The organism is Defluviitalea phaphyphila (assembly GCF_001466305.1).
GTDB classification, from domain to species: Bacteria; Bacillota; Clostridia; order Lachnospirales; family Defluviitaleaceae; genus Defluviitalea_A; species Defluviitalea_A phaphyphila.
Map to the genome: position 1 here is coordinate 139,084 of NZ_JWID01000003.1, position 18,930 is coordinate 158,013.

General features: G+C 26.2%; 17 protein-coding genes and 1 riboswitch. Of the genes, 3 read left to right on the top strand and 14 right to left on the bottom strand.

The window, feature by feature from the left end; genetic code table 11:
- The 5 genes from OM90_RS03350 to OM90_RS03370 form a co-directional block, all read right to left on the bottom strand.
- Positions 1–618, bottom strand: a complete 618-nt coding sequence (locus OM90_RS03350) for an ECF transporter S component (RefSeq protein WP_058485476.1) — start codon at positions 616–618, stop codon at positions 1–3.
- Positions 619–2,208: an ABC transporter ATP-binding protein gene (locus OM90_RS03355; protein ID WP_058485477.1), complete on the bottom strand. Its 1,590-nt coding sequence runs from the start codon at positions 2,206–2,208 to the stop codon at positions 619–621. It lies immediately after the preceding gene.
- The gene (locus OM90_RS03360) at positions 2,181–3,065 is read right to left on the bottom strand and encodes an energy-coupling factor transporter transmembrane component T (RefSeq protein WP_084757950.1); all 885 of its coding nucleotides are present in this window, start codon (positions 3,063–3,065) and stop codon (positions 2,181–2,183) included. The genes OM90_RS03355 and OM90_RS03360 overlap by 28 nt, the downstream gene beginning before the upstream one ends.
- 8 nt (positions 3,066–3,073) lie before the next feature.
- Positions 3,074–4,006, bottom strand: coding sequence for a DUF4430 domain-containing protein (locus tag OM90_RS03365; protein WP_058485479.1), 933 nt, complete (start codon positions 4,004–4,006; stop codon positions 3,074–3,076).
- 136 nt (positions 4,007–4,142) lie between these two features.
- A riboswitch (cobalamin riboswitch) is annotated at positions 4,143–4,312 on the bottom strand.
- A 193-nt stretch (positions 4,313–4,505) separates the two neighbouring features.
- Positions 4,506–4,988, bottom strand: a complete 483-nt coding sequence (locus OM90_RS03370; protein ID WP_058485480.1) for a 4Fe-4S binding protein — start codon at positions 4,986–4,988, stop codon at positions 4,506–4,508.
- 172 nt (positions 4,989–5,160) lie between these two features.
- Here OM90_RS03370 and OM90_RS03375 point away from each other — a divergent pair, with 172 nt between their 5' ends.
- Complete coding sequence (locus OM90_RS03375; protein ID WP_058485481.1) at positions 5,161–6,231, top strand: tyrosine-type recombinase/integrase; 1,071 nt, start codon at positions 5,161–5,163, stop codon at positions 6,229–6,231.
- Positions 6,232–6,238: 7 nt separating this feature from the next.
- On the opposite strand, the gene yneA is transcribed toward OM90_RS03375, so the two are convergent.
- Positions 6,239–6,556, bottom strand: a complete 318-nt coding sequence (gene yneA / locus OM90_RS03380; protein WP_058485482.1) for a cell division suppressor protein YneA — start codon at positions 6,554–6,556, stop codon at positions 6,239–6,241.
- Between the two features lie 158 nt (positions 6,557–6,714).
- Between yneA and lexA the strand changes: the two genes are divergently transcribed.
- The gene (gene lexA / locus OM90_RS03385) at positions 6,715–7,323 is read left to right on the top strand and encodes a transcriptional repressor LexA (RefSeq protein ID WP_058485483.1); all 609 of its coding nucleotides are present in this window, start codon (positions 6,715–6,717) and stop codon (positions 7,321–7,323) included.
- 29 nt (positions 7,324–7,352) lie between these two features.
- Entirely contained in the window at positions 7,353–9,314 is a 1,962-nt protein-coding gene (locus OM90_RS03390; protein ID WP_058485484.1) for an NAD(+) synthase, read from the top strand.
- 13 nt (positions 9,315–9,327) lie between these two features.
- Here the strand turns inward: OM90_RS03390 and OM90_RS03395 are convergent, their stop codons facing one another.
- From OM90_RS03395 to OM90_RS03430, 8 genes are all read right to left on the bottom strand, one after another.
- A complete protein-coding gene (locus OM90_RS03395) occupies positions 9,328–10,611 on the bottom strand; it encodes a methionine gamma-lyase family protein (protein ID WP_242860855.1) in 1,284 nt (427 codons plus the stop codon).
- A 68-nt stretch (positions 10,612–10,679) separates the two neighbouring features.
- Positions 10,680–10,925 (bottom strand): RNA chaperone Hfq, encoded by a 246-nt coding sequence (gene hfq / locus OM90_RS03400; RefSeq protein ID WP_058485485.1) that lies wholly within the window; start codon positions 10,923–10,925, stop codon positions 10,680–10,682.
- Positions 10,926–10,972: 47 nt separating this feature from the next.
- Positions 10,973–11,920 (bottom strand): tRNA (adenosine(37)-N6)-dimethylallyltransferase MiaA, encoded by a 948-nt coding sequence (gene miaA / locus OM90_RS03405; RefSeq protein WP_058485486.1) that lies wholly within the window; start codon positions 11,918–11,920, stop codon positions 10,973–10,975.
- A gap of 11 nt (positions 11,921–11,931) precedes the next feature.
- Positions 11,932–13,827: a DNA mismatch repair endonuclease MutL gene (mutL, locus tag OM90_RS03410; RefSeq protein WP_058485487.1), complete on the bottom strand. Its 1,896-nt coding sequence runs from the start codon at positions 13,825–13,827 to the stop codon at positions 11,932–11,934.
- 4 nt (positions 13,828–13,831) lie between these two features.
- Positions 13,832–16,489, bottom strand: coding sequence for a DNA mismatch repair protein MutS (gene mutS, locus OM90_RS03415; RefSeq protein WP_058485591.1), 2,658 nt, complete (start codon positions 16,487–16,489; stop codon positions 13,832–13,834).
- Between the two features lie 16 nt (positions 16,490–16,505).
- Entirely contained in the window at positions 16,506–17,918 is a 1,413-nt protein-coding gene (miaB, locus tag OM90_RS03420) for a tRNA (N6-isopentenyl adenosine(37)-C2)-methylthiotransferase MiaB (protein WP_058485488.1), read from the bottom strand.
- A gap of 129 nt (positions 17,919–18,047) precedes the next feature.
- Positions 18,048–18,494: a M23 family metallopeptidase gene (locus tag OM90_RS03425; RefSeq protein ID WP_058485489.1), complete on the bottom strand. Its 447-nt coding sequence runs from the start codon at positions 18,492–18,494 to the stop codon at positions 18,048–18,050.
- An 11-nt stretch (positions 18,495–18,505) separates the two neighbouring features.
- Positions 18,506–18,928, bottom strand: a complete 423-nt coding sequence (locus OM90_RS03430) for a hypothetical protein (protein ID WP_058485490.1) — start codon at positions 18,926–18,928, stop codon at positions 18,506–18,508.
- Positions 18,929–18,930: the final 2 nt, after the last annotated feature.

The following is an 18,930-nucleotide window of genomic DNA, read 5'->3' on the forward strand; positions in this document are numbered from 1 at the left end:
TTATACCTCCTCTTCTTCTTTAATAAAATTTAATCTATATTTAAATCTTTTAAGTATAGTAATAAAATCTTTCCCAAAAAAATACATAAAACCAAAATTCCCAAGGGCATGCATCAAATCAAAATAAAATGATGTCGAATAAACAAGAATAAAACTTTTTAAAGTATGAGGATACACAAAAGTTATAAAATGCCACAAATTCATAATATAATCAAATAAAAAGCCCCATAAAAATGCAAATATACTTAGAAAGATTCTAGAAGGATTTTTAAAAAATTTATTTAATATTCCAGCGCTTAATCCTGCTAAACCCCAACTTAACATTTGCCATGGTGTCCAAGGTCCATGTCCTAAAAATCCATTAGAGACCAAAGTAGCTATAAATCCAACCATAAATCCATAGAACGGTCCTAATACATATCCAGAAATAATAACTAGAAAAGTCGTAGGTTGAACATTTGGAATAGCACTAAAAGGAACTCTAGATACTCCTGCTAATCCTGACAAAGTGGCTAATAGGGATATTTCCTTAATAGATATTTTTCTTCTTTCATATGATACAACAATAATAATAAATAAAATTAATAAACTTAATCCTAATATTAGACCATAATTCACCTAACTGACTCCTTTATTTATATGTAAAAAATTAATAGCGTCATCTTCAGTTAATACAAAATCATTGTATCCTCTAAATAGTTTGTTAATTTGAGTAGAATAATATATTCCTGAAGTAAGAACTTCATACTTCGAACCTATTTGAGCTATTTCTCCATTAAAAATCAATCCTACCCGATCACAAAATTTGCTAACAAATTCTACATCATGGGTCACTACTATAATGGTTGTTTCTTTTTTTCTAATATCTAATAAAATATTTCCTAAATTATCAATTAATTCTAAATTTAGCCCCCTAGTTGGTTCATCTAATATTAATATATCTGGTCTCATAACTAGTATAGAAGCTAAAGCCACTCTCTGTTTTTCTCCACTACTTAAATCTCTAGGATTTTTATTTTTATATTTATAAATATCTAATTGTTTTAATATTTCTTCTATTATTCTATCATCTTTTATACCCTTATTATCTAAAGTAAATTTTAATTCTTCATAAACAGTATCATTAAATAAATAATCATTAGGATTTTGAGATAAATATCCTATACTTCCATTAACCAAACGTTTCCCTCTAAAGTTTTTTAATAATCCTGCAATAAGTTTTATTAATGTTGTTTTTCCACTACCATTTGCGCCCATTAATCCTAAAATTTCATTTTGATATATAGTTAAATTTATATTATTCAATACATTTTTTTTATTGTCATAAGAAAAATTTATTTTTTTTAGTTCTATTATAGGAGATAGACTATTTTCTTTTGATTTTTTCATTTTAATTTTCTTATTAGATGTTAAAAATTGATTTTTATCTATTATATTTTTTATTAATTTTCTCCCTTCTTTTATATTAAGAGGGATGTCTTTAATATCTAATTTTGAAAAAAAATGAGAGATTGAAGGTAAAAAGTTTACTTTATATCTATAGGCCCAAGAGATAAAAGATCGTGGCTCTCCATCATATACTATTTCTCCATTTTCCATAAATAAAATTCTATCTGCTAGATGAAAACATCTATCTATTTTTTGTTCTATTAAAAATATAGTATAACCTAATTCATCATTTAATCTTTTTAAAATAGTCATTATTTCTGCAGAACTTGAAGGATCGAGCTGTGATGTTGGTTCATCTAAAACTAAAAAATTATTTCCTAATGCAAGCATAGCACCAATAGCAACTTTTTGTTTTTGTCCTCCTGATAATTCATAGGTATTACTTTGTTTTATATCATCTATATTTAAAAAACTTAAAGTTTCCATTACTCTTTTTTTCATATATTTTGTTTCTAGTCCTATATTTTCAAGTCCAAAAGCTAATTCTCTTTCTACTTTATCCATAACAAGTTGTCTTTCTGGATCTTGAAAAACCATTCCAACTTCTATATTGCCATATATATTTCCTTTTATTTTCCCTCCATAAAATTCTGGAACTATTTTATTAAAAATTCTTCCTAAAGTAGTTTTACCTGAACCTGAATTTCCTAACAGTAATATAAACTCACCTTCATTTATAGAAAGATTAATATTTTTTAATGCCGGATTTTTTTCTTGAGGATAATAATAAGTTAAATCTCTGATTTTAAAGATTTCCATTTTTTATACCACCATATAAATAACAAATTCAAATATAAAATGAAATTGAAAACTAATAAAAAGATAAGCTCATGATAAGAAAAGTTTCTTAATGTAGGATAAAAATCATAATCTCCATAATTTAGCATAAAACTTATAATAAAAATTATTATTAATAATAAATTTGTCATATTAATCATATAATCAATTTTTCTAAATCTTAATATGTAATAATTAGTTCTTTTTGCTTTACCATACAATCTTGAATGAAGAGCTTCTGCTCTATCCAAAGACCCTTCTAATGAGGATATAAATATAATTTTTATAATAGGGTATACTGCTCTAACTTTTTTAAAAATATTTTTTTGATTAAAATTTACTCCCCTTAATACCATTACTTCTTTTATTCTTTTTAAATCAATGCTTAATTTATGAATTATATTTATTGTCATAGAAGATATAATTGTAAGTTTATTTAAATATTTAGCAAAAAAACTAAAAATATCATCTCTTTCACTTAATAAGCTATAAAATACAAAAACAGTTGTTATACATGTTAACTTTAACCCCATATTTAATCCAAAAGCTATGGATTCTAAAGTTATTTTTATTCTCCCTAAAAATGGAACATACGAAGCTTTAAAAATTATTGTTCTACCATTTTGGGATATTAAAGGATTTAATAATATTAAAAAAATAATATTAAACTTGCTGTATTTTAAAACTTTTATCAAAGAACTTCTTTCACCTATTATCAATGTACCTATTACTATAAATAATAATATTGAAATTATATACAAAGGATTATTATATAACAAAGTCAAAAAAAATAATAATAAACATAATATTATAGAAGTAGCTGGATGTAATTTCAACATGGTATCACCTAATTATTTACAATAGGTAAATTCACAATTTTATCTTCTGTAATCAATAAAGATGTTTTTCCTTTTATTTCTTCAGGATTTTCATTTAAAATTTTTATAGCTTTTTTTATTAAATTTTCATCATTTCCAGTAATCATCCATATAACAGATAAAGAATTATATTCTTTTTGAACACTAGAAATTATTGCTCCTTTTTCATAGGTTTCTACAGTTTTTCTATCAAAACTATATATATTTATATTTTCTTCTATATCATAGAAAATACCAAAATTTTCTTTATTATCAAAAACATTTTTTATCATAGGAATATTCTTTATATCTTTATATTTTCCAATTATTATTGAATTTATTTCTATATTTTCAATATCATTTTTATCATAAGTATTAACTGTTATATTTTTTAATCCCTCATCTTTTAAATATTTTTTTAATTCGTCTATTTCTGATGTATAATCTCCATTTTCAATTATTTCTAAATCTAATCCACTATTAATAAAATTAATAGGATATGCCCCTATTATATTAGAAACATAATTATCATTTCCCCAGCTATGATAATCCCATATAACCACATCTTCACTAGATAAAACATATTCATTAGCACCGATGTTTGCTAAATTTCCATTTACATAATAAAACCAATCTAATTGTTCTTTATTTGTTTTATTAGTAAAACCTGATTCTATTCCATTAATAGAATTTACAAATCCTCCACCATAAGCTGTCTCTATTTCAAAATTTTCTTCTAAATAATCAATCACAGTATAATTTTCTTTATATTCTAGAAATTTATTGTCTATTATTTGGTTCCCAAAATTTTTGCTAATTATAAAATTTACTTTTCCAGAACTTTTTTCATCTTTAATTTGTCCACAAGAAACTAATATTAAAAATATTAAATTAAATATTAAGACTTTTGTTATTTTTTTCATAATCATCCTCCAAATAAAAACTCTTCCTCGACTTGAGAAAGAGTTTTTAGACATACAAAAATAATTTTAAGTTATTAAGTACTTAATAACTTAAAATTAAAATTTTTGTATATCTTCAAATTCTTTTAAGTCGAAAGAAATATGAAGATTGTTAACCTAGGTATTCTGGCTTCCGCTTCATCTTCGGATTATCCCTTCCCACACATAAAGTGCAGTGGATACCATAATCCTTATCCACGGTTACAGCTGCGACTACAGCAAGGGATTTTCACCCTTTTCCCTAGAATTAACAACATTTTTATATAATATTATTTTAAATAATACCATTAACTTTTATAAAAGTCAAATAGATATATAATAAGGATAGCGTCAAATAATTGTAGGAAAAATCATTATTTAATATTCCATACAATAAAATAAATTATTTAATTTATAATTTCAATTAAAAATTTAATAAAAATTAGCTCTGGAGATTAAGAGTTTCCAGAGCCACAAAGTTTTAAGATTTATTTTTATTTGTTTGTGTTTTTTTAATTAAAGCTGTTGCATGCCCCATTGGACATATTTGGCACCAACTTCTTGGCTTAAAAAATACTCCCATTAAAATAGATACAATAGATGAAACTAACATAAATCTAAACATAGTCATTGCGATTTTATTAAAATTCATTCCTGCATTTAATAAAGAAATTCCAAACACCGTAAGCATAAATATTAAAACACCATTCCTAAATTTAGGAGTATTTATTTTTTTAGGAAGAGCATTATCAATGGTAACATATTTTAAAAAATTTCCTAAAAAAGAACCTCTAGGACAATATTTAGCACAATGAATTTTCCCTTTTCCTCTAAGAGCAAGATAAAGAGGAGTTCCCATACATATAAAACCTAATATTCCAAAACGAATATCTAATATAGATAATATAAAAAATGTTACCATTAAAATCCATGTCCAAGACATATGAGACCTTACTTTTTTCATTATCTTCCTCCTTAAAATTATAATTAAATCGATATAATACGATAACATAATAATATAATATTTGGATATAGTCAATATATTAACAACTTTTTTGTATAAATTTAATTAATTTGATATTTAGAACATTCATTTGTATAATAATTTTATACTAATATTTAGGGGGAATGATTCAATGTCTGAATTTAATTATCATGAACAAGAAAAACAAAAAAACTCTATTAGACTTCGTTCTCTTCTTTCCTATCTTCCACCTTTTGCTTTTGAATTTTTTAGAGGAATTGAGCCCACTACTTCTCCTAAAACAAGAATTGGATATGCATATGATTTAAGAATTTTTTTTGAATATATATTAAAAGTCCATCCAAGTTTAAAAAATAAAAATATAAAAGACTTAGAAATAAAAGATTTAGAAGCTATTACTCCAGACCATATTGAAATGTTTTTAGAATATCTTTCATATTATACAAAGCCTCATCCTCAAAATCCTAATAAATTAATTGAATATCAAAATGATGAAAGAGGAAAAGCTAGAAAATTAGCCGCTGTTAGAACTTTTTTTTCGTACTTTTATAAAAAACGAAAAATATCTATTAATCCCTCTATGCTAGTTGAAATGCCTAAAATCCATGAAAAAAACATTGTTAGATTAGAAGTTGATGAAGTGGCTAAACTTTTAGATGAAGTGGAAAATGGGGAAAAATTAACAACTACCCAAAAAAGATATCATAATTATACAAAACTAAGAGATTTAGCACTAATTACTGTGCTACTAGGAACAGGAATTCGTGTATCTGAATGTGTTGGATTAAATATAGAAGATATAGATTTTAATGTAAATGGATTAAAAATTACTAGAAAAGGGGGAAATGAAATGGTAATTTATTTTGGAGAGGAAGTTGAAGAAGCATTAAATAATTATTTAGAAGAAAGACTAAAAAAGACTCCTAAGCCTGGTCATGAAAGAGCACTTTTTCTCTCTTTACAAAATCGCAGGATAACCGTTCGTTCTGTACAAAATTTAGTTAAAAAATATGCTTCCTTAGTTACTAAACTAAAAAAAATTTCCCCCCATAAACTTAGAAGTACTTATGGAACTAATTTATATCAAGAAACCGGTGATATATATCTCGTAGCTGATGTATTAGGGCATAAAGATGTAAATACTACCAGAAAACATTATGCTCAAATAGATGACCAAAGAAGAAGGTCTGCTGCTAAGGCAGTTAAATTAAGAAAAATATAATATATTATTATTTTTCTTTATAAATGGGAATTATAATATTATCTCCTGCATAAATATCATAACTTTTCATATTATTAAATTCTTTTATATAATTTATATATTGGTTTATACTTTGATTTTCAGGCTTGTACTCTTTTGCAATATCCCAAAGAGTATCTCCTTTTTTTATTCTAACTTGCTTATATTTTTTAATGGGATTATATGTTTGCTTTTTTTCTTCAGTAAAACTATAAGTAACAACTATAAAAAAAACTTGGAATATACATATAAATAAAACTAACAATAAGAATAAACGGTATTTTTTAAATAATTTTTTTATTCTCATATCAATCCCTCCGGAACATTTGTTTGTATATATTATATGCGAACAAATATTCTTAGTCAATATAAATTTTTTGATATTATAAGTTTATATCGAACATAAGTTTGATATTTTGTAATATATATGATATAATAAGCTATACTATATAGTGAGGTGACTATATGAAAAAAATTGGTGATAAACAACAAGAAATTTTAAATTATTTAAAAAAAGAAATTAAAGAAAAAGGATATCCACCATCCGTTAGAGAAATATGTGATGCCGTAGGGCTAAAGTCTACTTCAACAGTTCATGGTCATTTAAATCGTTTGGAAAAAAAAGGTTTAATACGTCGTGATCCTACAAAACCAAGAGCTATTGAAATACTGGATGATGGATTTTATAATATTCGTCGTGAATTAGTTAATGTTCCTATAGTAGGGAATGTAACAGCTGGGCAACCTATTTTAGCTGTTGAGAATATAGAAGATTATTTTCCTTTACCAGTTGATTATGTTAAAAATGATACTGTTTATATGTTAAATGTACAAGGAGATAGTATGATAGAAGCAGGAATTTTTGATAATGATTTAGTTTTAGTTAGAAAACAAAGTACAGCTGAAAATGGAGATATTGTAGTTGCTATGATTGAAGATTCTGCTACTATAAAAAGATTTTTTAGAGAAAAAGATCATATCCGTTTACAGCCGGAAAATTCAACAATGAATCCAATTATAGTTTCTAATGTCGATATATTAGGTAAAGTAATAGGTTTATTTAGAAAATTTTAACTAAGGAAAGCTTTTAGGAGATGATAATATTGAGTAATGGATTTATAAGAATAGGTGCAGCTGTTCCCAAAGTTACAGTTTGTGATTGTAAAAAGAATGTAGATGAAATTATCAAGCTTATTAAACAAGCTAAAGAAAATTTAGTACAAATTTTAGCTTTTCCTGAATTATGTATTACAGGATATACTTGTGGTGATTTATTTAATAATGAACTTCTTTTAAATGAATCCATAAAAGAATTAAAACGTATTATAGATTATTCTGCTAATCTTAATATGTTAATATTGGTAGGAATACCTTTAATGGTAGATGATCAACTTTTTAATTGTGGAGTTTTTATACTAAACGGAAAAATTTTAGGGGTAATTCCTAAAACAGCTATCCCTAATCATGGAGAATTTTATGAAAAAAGGTGGTTTGCATCTTCTACTAATGCAATTAGTAAGGAAATAAAATTATGTGATCAAATTGTTCCTTTTGGAACTGACCTTTTATTTAAAAGTACTAATAATAAAAATCTTTGTATTGGAATAGAAATTTGTGAAGATTTATGGACTCCTATTCCTCCTAGTTCATTTCAATGTCTTCATGGAGCTACCCTTATATTAAATCCTTCTGCTAGTAATGAAGCTGTTGGTAAAAGTAATTATAGAAAATCATTAGTTAAACAACAATCAGCAAGATGTATGACAGGATATTTATATGTATCCTGTGGATATGGAGAATCTACAACTGATTTAGTTTTTGGCGGACATGCTATGATTTATGAAAATGGAAGTCTTTTAAAAGAAAGACGTCCTTTTGAAGATAATATTCCCATAATATATAGTGAATTAGATTTAGATAGACTAATTTCAGATAGAAGAAAATCTTCCAGTTTTAAAACATTAATAGGTAGTGATGAAAATTATTCTAAAAATTTTAGAACAATTTATTTTGAATTATCTTTTAATAAACTTTCTAATTTAACGAGATATATTAATCCTTATCCTTTTGTTCCATCTAATATACAAACAAAAAATGAACGTTGTAGTGAAATTTTTTCTATTCAAGTCAATGGGCTTATTAAGCGATTAGAACATACAAAAGCTAAAACTGTGGTTTTAGGAATATCTGGAGGACTTGATTCTACTCTTGCTTTACTAGTTTGCGTTGAAGCATTTGATAAATTAAAAATGAATAGAAAAAATATTTTAGGAATTACTATGCCAGGTTTTGGAACTACTGATCGAACTTATAAAAATGCTATTAATCTAATGAAAAATTTAGGAGTTACTATAAAAGAAATTTCAATTAAAGATGCCTGCTTACAACATTTTAAAGATATTGATCATAATCCTGAAATTCATAATTCAACTTATGAAAATGGGCAAGCAAGGGAAAGAACTCAAATATTAATGGACCTAGCTAATAAAGAAAATGGTTTAGTAATAGGAACTGGTGATCTTTCTGAGTTGGCTTTAGGATGGGCGACATATAATGGAGATCATATGTCTATGTATGGAGTAAATACAAGTATTCCTAAAACTTTAGTAAGAACTCTTATTTCATGGATTAACGATGTTAAAATGCCAAAAAATATAAAATCAATTTTAATAGATATTATGGATACTCCTGTAAGCCCAGAATTATTACCCCCTACTAAAGATGGTAATATTAATCAAAAAACTGAAGATATCGTAGGCCCTTATGAATTACATGATTTTTTCTTATATTATCTAATACGTTTTGGATTTACTCCATCTAAAATTATATTTTTAGCACAAATTGCTTTTAAAGGGATATATGATAAACAAACCATTTTAAAATGGATTAAAGTATTCTATAAAAGATTTTTCTCTCAACAATTTAAACGTTCCTGTTTACCGGATGGACCGAAAGTAGGCTCTATTTCTTTATCTCCTAGAGGAGATTGGAGAATGCCTAGTGATGCTTCTTCTAGAATATGGTTGGATGAAATAGAATCAATTATAAAAAAAGAGAATGTATAAGCATTCTCTTTTTTTATATTTTTATATTTCCTTTTTCAATCATATTTTGTAATGCCATCATTATTCCTATTTTGGCATGATGCCAAGATAATCCTCCTTGTAAAAATACGGTATACGGTGGTTTAATAGGAGCATCAGCGCTTAATTCTATAGATGATCCTTGTACAAAAGCTCCTGCAGCCATAATTACAGGGCTATCATATCCTGGCATGTCCCAAGGTTCAGGAACAACAAAACTATCCACTGGAGACCCTTTTTGAATTCCCTGACAAAATGCAATTACATTTTCAGAATTTTTCATTTGAATAGCTTGAATAATATCATGTCTTTTCTCATTAGACTTAGGCATTACTTCAAATCCAATTTTTTCAAATATTCTAGAAGCAAATACAGCTCCCTTTAGACTTCCAGATACTACTTGTGGTGCAAAGAAAAGCCCTTGTAATATTGACCTATTTAATCCTAAAGTAGCTCCTACTTCCTTTCCTAAACCTGGTGCTGTTAAACGAACGGCTGCATTTTCTACATATTCTTCTTTACCAACTATGTATCCTCCAGTTGGAGCTATTCCTCCACCTGGATTTTTTATAAGAGACCCTACAACTATATCTGCCCCTACTTCAGTTGGTTCAATTATATCTACAAATTCTCCATAACAATTATCTACCATGCAAATAATATCTTTTTTTATACTTTTAATAAAGGACATGAGTTCTTTTATTTGGTCTACAGATAAAGTTGGTCTCCAAAGATACCCTTTTGAACGTTGAATAGTTACCATTTTGGTTTTTGATGTTATGGCCTTTTTAATTTCATCATAGTCAAAACCATCATCTTTTAATTCTACTTGTTTATATGTTACTCCATATTCTTTAAGCGAACCTTTTGTTTTTCTTATACCAATAACTCCTTCTAAAGTATCATAGGGTTTACCTACAGGAGAAAGCAACTCATCTCCTGGACGTAAATTCCCGAATAATGCTACAGTCAAAGCATGAGTTCCTGACATAAGCTGAGGTCGAACTAAACCACTTTCAGTTTTAAATACATCTGCATAAATGTTTTCTATAGTTTCTCTTCCTAAATCATTATATCCATACCCTGTAGTAGCTGCAAAATGAACATCACTTAATTTATTTTTTTGCATAGCATGTAAAACTTTTAATTGATTATATTCTGCTATTGAATCAATTTTTTTAAACTGGGGTTCTATATCTGTTTCAACTTCTTTACAAAATTCAATTACTTTAAAACTTAGTCCAAATTGATTATGTAAAATTGCATCCATATTTATCATTAAAAATCTCCCTTTAAAACCTTAATACTTAATTAAGACCACCTTTTTTAGGTGGTCATAATTAGCCATTATTCCTCTTCATTTTTTTCTTGATTATAGTTAAAGTAAATTGATTTAGAAGGAACAATAGTAGAAATTGCATGTTTATAAATCATTTGTTGTTTTCCTTCACTATCTAGTATGACAGTAAAATTATCAAAACCTTTAACTAATCCTTTTAATTGAAAACCATTGGTTAAAAAAATTGTTACCATTGTTTTTTCTTTGCGAACTTGATTTAAAAATACATCTTGAAGGTTTATGGTTTTACCCAATTAAATCCACTCCTCTTTTAATTTAAATATATATATATAATTATATTCTATATTATAATACCAAAATCTTCAATACATTTCATCATATTTATTACAATTTTCTCCACATCAAATTCCATATCTTCTACATTAATCCAATATGGAGTTTCTTGTCTTCTAAACCATGTTAGTTGCCTTTTAGCAAAATGCCTAGTATCTCGTTTAATTATATATATAGCTTCTTCAAGAGAAATTTTCCCTTCTAAATACCATACTATTTCCTTATATCCAAGTCCCTGCATAGATATCAACTTAGGACTATATCCTCTATCTAAAAGATTTTCAACCTCTTCTACTAATCCTGCCTCTATCATACTATCTACTCTTTTATTAATTCTTTTATATAAGGTTTTTCTATTCATAGTTAAACAAAAAAATAATGTATTATAAGGACTATTTTTATTTTTTTGTTCTTTATTATGTTCAGAAATAGGTTTATTGGTTTGTTTATAATATTCTAAAGCTCTAATTACTCTTTTTACATTATTTGGGTGAATTGCTTTAGCAGAAACAGGGTCTACTTTAAAAAGCATATTATGGAGATATTGATTTCCATTTTTTTTTGCTAACTGTTGCAATGAATTTCTATATTCTATATCTATATTTGTTTCTGTAAAATCGATATCATAAACAACTGATTGAATATAAAAACCAGTTCCACCAATCAATATAGGAATCTTATTTTTATCATATATTTTTTTTATATAATCTTTAGCTTTTTGCTTAAAAATAGCTACACTAAATTCTTCTTTGGGGTCTATTTCATCTATTAAATAATGAGGAATTCCTTCCATTTCTTCTCTAGTGGGTTTTGCTGTCCCAATATTCATATATTTATAAACTTGCATAGAATCCCCAGATATAATTTCTCCATTAATTCTTTTAGCTAGTTCAATAGAAACTTTAGTTTTTCCTGAAGCAGTAGGTCCTGCAATAACAATTAATGGTTTTTTCATTATTCCCTCCACTATTGAATTCTTTTAAATTTTTTTTCTATTTCATATTTATTCATAGATATTATAGTAGGTCTTCCATGGGGACATGTATATGGATTTTCCAAAGCAAGTAACTGCTCTATTAAAGCTTTACTTTCTTCAAAACTTAAATTATCTTTTGCTTTTACAGCACTTTTACAAGAAATGGTGGCAATAGTATTTAATTTCATATCATAGGCATTTCTAATTTTAATATCATTTAAAAATGTATCTACTATTTCTAAAAAAAAGCCACTATCTATAGGACCATCAAAAAGTATAGGTAAGGAACGAATTACATAAGCTAATTCTCCAAATTCTTCTATTTCAAACCCAAATTTTAAAAATAATTCTTTATTTTCTTCTATTATATCTTTTTCTCTTGGTGAAACATTAATAACTAAAGGTTCTAACAAGGTCTGAGAATGAATATTTTGAGTTTTAAAATCATTAATAAATTTTTCATATAGTATTCTTTCATGAGCTGCATGTTGATCTATAACATACATAGTATTTTCCTGTTCTACTATCCAATAAGTTTTAAAAACTTGTCCTATAATCTTATAATTTTTAACTGAAGAGTCAGTTTGAATATCTTCTATTTTTATATTTTCTATATCTTTTATTATTTTTTCATCTTTTTTTTCAATATCTCGTTTTTTTGAGTTTTCTTTTCTTATAGCTCCTAATTTATTATTTTGTTGTGAATCTTTTGTAAAATTATTTCTTTTAGAATTATTATCATTTTTAGATTCTAGTATTATATTTTCTTCACGAACCACTTCTTTAGAAACGTTATTATTTTCTATTTCAAAAGGTTCAGGTAAATTATTAGATTTAGAAATTGGTTTAAATAAATTTTCTTTTTTAGAAGATTCCCATGTAACTTCTGGAATCAAAACTTTATTTTTTAAATTTTGTTTTATAGAATTAAGTACAAAATTATAAATTATTTCTTCTTCACGAAAACGAACTTCCATTTTTGTAGGATGAACATTAACATCAATTTTACTGGGATTTATAAAAATATGAATTACCACTATGGGAAATTTATTAATTGGAAGGAGTGTTTTATAAGCTTCTTCCACAGCTTGTTCTAATAATTTACTTTTAATATATCTTCCATTAATATAAAAACTTTCGTATGTACGATTAGAACGATTTATTTCTGGTTTTCCAATTAATCCTGTTATTTTTAAATCTCCATTTTCTTCATTTATTTCAATCATTTTTTTTGCAATTTCTTTTCCATATACATTAAATATGCAATTTTTTAAATCATTATTCCCTGAAGTATGGAATATAATAGAATTATTATTAATATATTTAAAAGATACTTCCGGATGTCCTAGAGCAGTTTTGTACACAATATCACTAATATATGAAGCTTCTGTAGAAGGTTTTTTTAGAAATTTTTTCCTTGCTGGTACATTGTAAAATAAATTTCGTACTATTAATGTAGTCCCTTCTGGACATCCTATTTCTTGTTCTTCTTTAAAATGTCCTCCGTGTATTTCTAATCTTTTTCCTGTAATATCTCCTAAAACTTTTGTTATTATTTCTAACTGTGACACAGCAGCAATACTAGCTAATGCTTCTCCTCTAAATCCTAAAGAAGATATACTTTCTAGGTCTTCCGCTGTATTAATTTTACTTGTACTATGTCTTAAAAAAGCTGTTTTTACATCATTTTTAGGAATTCCTATACCATTATCAGTTATTCTAATAAGGGATATCCCACCATTCTTAATCTCTACAGTAATTGCACTAGCTTTAGCATCTATAGAATTTTCAATTAATTCTTTTACAACTGAAGCCGGTCTTTCTACTACCTCTCCAGCAGCAATTTTATTAATAGTACTTTCATCTAATTTATGTATTGAATTCAAGAAATCACTCCTTAATTAGAGTTTTGGCTTTTTTATTTAACTCATAAAGCTTCTGAATAGCTTCCATAGGAGTCATATCTAAAACATCTAAGTTTATTAAATCTTTTATAAATTTTACTTGTTCCGAATAAAATAAATCTAATTGAATAGGTTCTTTAACCTTTTCTTCTTTTTTGATTTCATATTTTTCATGAATTTGTTTTGTAGACTTTGAAATATCTGTTTCTTCTATTTTTGCTAGTATGGCCTTTGCTCTATTAATTACTTCTTGTGGCAACCCAGCTAATTTTGCCACTTCTATCCCATAACTATGATTAGCTCCTCCTCTTTTAATTTTACGCAGGAAAATTATATCGTCTCCTTTTTCTAATACATCAATACAATAATTTTTTACTCCTTCAATTTTCCCTTCTAATTCCGTTAATTCATGATAATGAGTTGCAAATAAAGTTTTTGATCCTAATTTTTTATTATTACTAATATATTCAGTAACTGCCCAAGCAATACTTAATCCATCAAATGTACTAGTTCCTCTTCCTATTTCATCTAATATAATAAGACTTTTTTTAGTAGCATTATTGAGTATATTAGCAACTTCTGACATTTCAACCATAAAAGTACTTTGTCCTGAAGCTAAATCATCAGAAGCACCAACCCTAGTAAAAATTCTATCTACAAGCCCTATTTTAGCAGATTTAGCAGGAATAAAACTTCCTATTTGAGCCATTAGTACAATAAGAGCAACTTGTCTCATATAAGTAGATTTTCCAGCCATATTAGGTCCTGTAATAATAATAAAACGGTTTTCTTTTTCATCTAAATAAGTATCATTAGGAATAAATTGTTCCATAGACATCATTTTTTCTACTACCGGATGTCTACCTTCTTCAATCCAAATAATATCTTCTTCTGTAATCTCTGGTTTTACATAACCTTGCTTTTCAGCTACTTCTCCTAAAGATTGTAATACATCTATTATAGCAATTTCTTTAGCAGTTTTCTGTATTCTAGTCACTTCTTTTGCAATGTGTTCACGAATTTCAGTAAAAAGATTATATTCTAATTCCACTACTTTTTCTTCTGCTCCTAATATAGTATCTTCTATTTCTTTTAGTTCTGGAGTAATATATCTTTCTGAATTAGCTAATGTTTGTTTTCTTACATAATGTTCTGGAACAGAATCTAAATTGGATTTTGTTATTTCAATAAAATATCCAAAAACTTTATTATATTTTATTTTAAGATTTTTAATTCCCGTTTTTTCTTTTTCTTCTTTTTCTAAAGTTGCAATCCATTGTTTTCCTTCTTTTTTAGCCTTCCTTAATTTGTCTACTTCTTCATTATATCCTTCACGGATTAAATCTCCTTCTTTTATAGAAATAGGAGGTTCTGGTATAATTGATTTTTCTATTAATTCATAAATATCTTCTAAAGTATCCATAGAATTATAAATTTCTTTTTGATAACTCGCATCACATTCCGACAATAAACTTTTAATATGAGGAAGTACAGAAATAGAATTTTTTAATGCAATTAAATCTCTTCCATTTACAGTGCCATAAATTATTTTACTCATTAATCTTTCTAAATCATATATTTTATTTAAAAGTTCTTTTAATTCTTCTCTTAACATAGGATTATTTTTAAAATTTTCTACCCCATCTAACCGTTTTTTTATTTCTTCTTTTTTTAATAAAGGTTGTTCTAACCATTTTCTAAGAAGTCTTGCTCCCATAGCTGTTTTAGTTTTATCTAATACCCAAAGCAAGCTTCCTTTCCTAGTTTTTTCTCTTAAAGTTTCAGTTAATTCTAAATTTCTTCTTGAAGAAATATCAAGTCTCATAAATTCATCTATAAAATAAGGAGTAATTCCTGTTATATTCCCCATACTAATTTTTTGAGTTTCACTCAAATATTCTAAAAGAGAACCAGCAGCACAAATTCCAAAATTAAATTCTTTAAGCCCTAATCCATCTAAACTTTGTACCTTAAAATGATTTAGTAATTTTTTATAACAAATTTCATAATCAAAACTCCACTCATGATATTGATTAATATAAGTATGAAATCTATTTTTTATTTCTTTTATTATTTCCTTAGAATTTATAAATTCTTCATTACATATTATTTCAGAAGGTTTATACTTTGCTATTTCATCTAGAAGTTTTCTATTAGAATTAACTCCTGTAATTTCTGTTACATGAAACTCTCCTGTTGTTACATCTACAATTCCTATTCCATAAGAATTAATATTACTATATACACTTATTAAAAAATTATTTTTATCATCTTCTAGAGCATTAGGATCTATTATTGTTCCAGGAGTTACTATTCTAATTATTTCTCTCTTTACAATTCCTTTTGATGATTTAGGATCTTCTACTTGCTCACATATAGCTACTTTATACCCTTTATCAATTAATTTATTTATATAAGTTTCTGCAGAATGATAAGGAACCCCACACATAGGGGCTCTTTCTTCTAATCCACAATCTCTTCCTGTTAAAGTAATCTCTAACTCTCTTGATGCTGTTAAAGCATCTTCAAAAAACATTTCATAAAAGTCTCCAAGACGGAAAAAAAGAAGACAATCTTTACATTTTTCTTTTATTTCTAAATACTGTTGCATCATTGGTGTTAATGGCAAAACTTGTCCCTCCATATTGCATAAAATTATTTTAACAAATCTTTCCAATAAGATAAAAAGTTTTTGGTTCAATTATTTCAACATTTACAAATTCTCCAACTAAGGAACTATCTCCTTTAAAATGAACTAAATGCCCTCCTTCAGTTCTTCCAGTAAGAAATTCTTTATGATTTTTACTTCTTCCTTCAACTAATATTTCAACTTTTTTACCAAGCATAGCCTTATTTTTTTCAGTAATAATAGGTATTAATACTTCTTGAAGTTTATTAAATCTTTTAGTAGCTATTTTTTCGTCAACTTGTTCTTCCATAGTAGCTGCTGGAGTTCCTGTTCTTTTAGAATATAAAAAAGTAAATGCTCCATTAAATCTAATTTTTCGTACTATATCTAAAGTATCTTCAAAATCTTGTTCAGTTTCTCCTGGAAATCCTACTATAATATCTGTAGTTAATGTAATATCAGGAATTTCTTTTTGAATTTTTGTTGCTAATTCTAAATATTGTTCTTTAGAATATTTTCTATTCATCTTCTCTAAAATTTTGGTGCTTCCTGCTTGGAAAGGTAAATGAAGAGATTTGCATACCTTATCACATTCTTTTATTGTTTTTATTAATTCGTCTGAAAGATCTTTTGGATGAGATGTCATAAATCTTATTCTTTTTAATCCTTCTATTTCATTAACTTTTCTAAGTAACTCAGAAAAAGTTGTTTTATCTTTTAAAGTTTTTCCATAAGAATTTACATTTTGACCTAAAAGCATAACTTCCTTTACTCCATCATTTACCAAATCTTTAATTTCATTTAAAATATCATCAACTTCTCTACTTCTTTCTCTACCCCTTACATATGGCACAATACAATAAGTGCAAAAATTATTACATCCATACATAATATTAACACTGGCTTTAAATTTATATTTTCTTATACTTGGTAAATCTTCTACTATATCCTTATGTTCTTTCCAAATATCAATAATCATTTCTCTTGTTTCTAAATATGTTTGAAAAAGTTCTGGCATTTTATATAAATTAAATGTGCCAAAAATAATATCTACATGATTATACTTTGTTTTAATTGTTTTAAGAACAGATTCCTGTTGCATCATACATCCACATATAGCAATAATTAAATTTTTATTTTTTTCTTTAAGAGTTTTTAAATACCCTAATTTACCATACACCTTTTGTTCAGCATTTTCCCTCACACAACAGGTATTATAAATAATAAAATCTGCTTCTTTTTCTTTATCTGCTTTTTCATATCCTATTTGTTTTAACATTCCTTCTAATTTTTCTGAATCATGAGCATTCATTTGGCAACCAAACGTCTGTATAAAATATTTAAGTCCTTTTCCTTTAAATATAAGTGATAATTGCTTTATAATTTCTTGCTGACGAACAGTTTCATCAACTGAAACTTCCTCCAAAGATTCTCTTTTACTCATTTATAATTAACCTCCTTAAGCGATATACATTCTAGTTAAATAAATGAAACATCTTAAATTCCATTGTACAAAATTAAAGAAAGAATTGCAACTAAAAAGGTAGGAAATACAATAAATAGATTAATTCTGTTACTCTATAGCTTCTTTTAATACAGGCAAATTTACATAATTTATAGGATCAATTAACACACCATTTTTTGATATCTCATAATGTAAATGAGGTCCAGTTGATAGCCCTCCTGTATTTCCTACGCTAGCTACAATTTGACCTTTTTCAATAAATTCATCTTTTTTTACAAAAATATCTTTACAATGAGCATATATAATTACATATCCATCTTCTGTTTCATACTTTAATATATTTCCATAAGTTGAAGATAATTTTATCTCTAATACTTTTCCTTTTTTTACTGCAATAATATAACTTCCTTCTTCAGCTCCAATATCAATCCCTTTATGAAATTCTTCTTTGTTTAATATGGGATTTATTCTCTTCCCAAAGGTTGATGTGATAATACCATCTACAGGATTTAACCATATATCATTAAAATCTTCTGTTTCTATTTTAGAATTCATACTGTTTTCTTCTATGACTCCCCCAATTCTGATTCCAATAGGAATATATCTTCAGCATTATCAGACTTGTCATCTATTATGACATCTTTTTCTAAAGAGTTATCTTGAAAGAGTTCTTTTTCTGAATTGTCTTGTTCTATTTCATCATTTTCTTTTATCCAATTCTTTACTAAAGGAATATAAGTAACAGTATTTTTTATAGTTTTAATTACTTCACCCCATGTCATAGTATAATTAATTTTTTTATTTATATCTTCCATGATTAAAGTTGTACTTTTTAAAGGAATAAATTGAAAAATTATAATTAAAACAAACAAAAATATACTAATAGATAATTGTTTTAAAAAAATATTTATTATAAATTCTTTTGTATTTTTTTGATAACTTCTATTTTTTCTTCTTGTAGTTCTTCGTATATTGTTTTTTTTTCTCATTA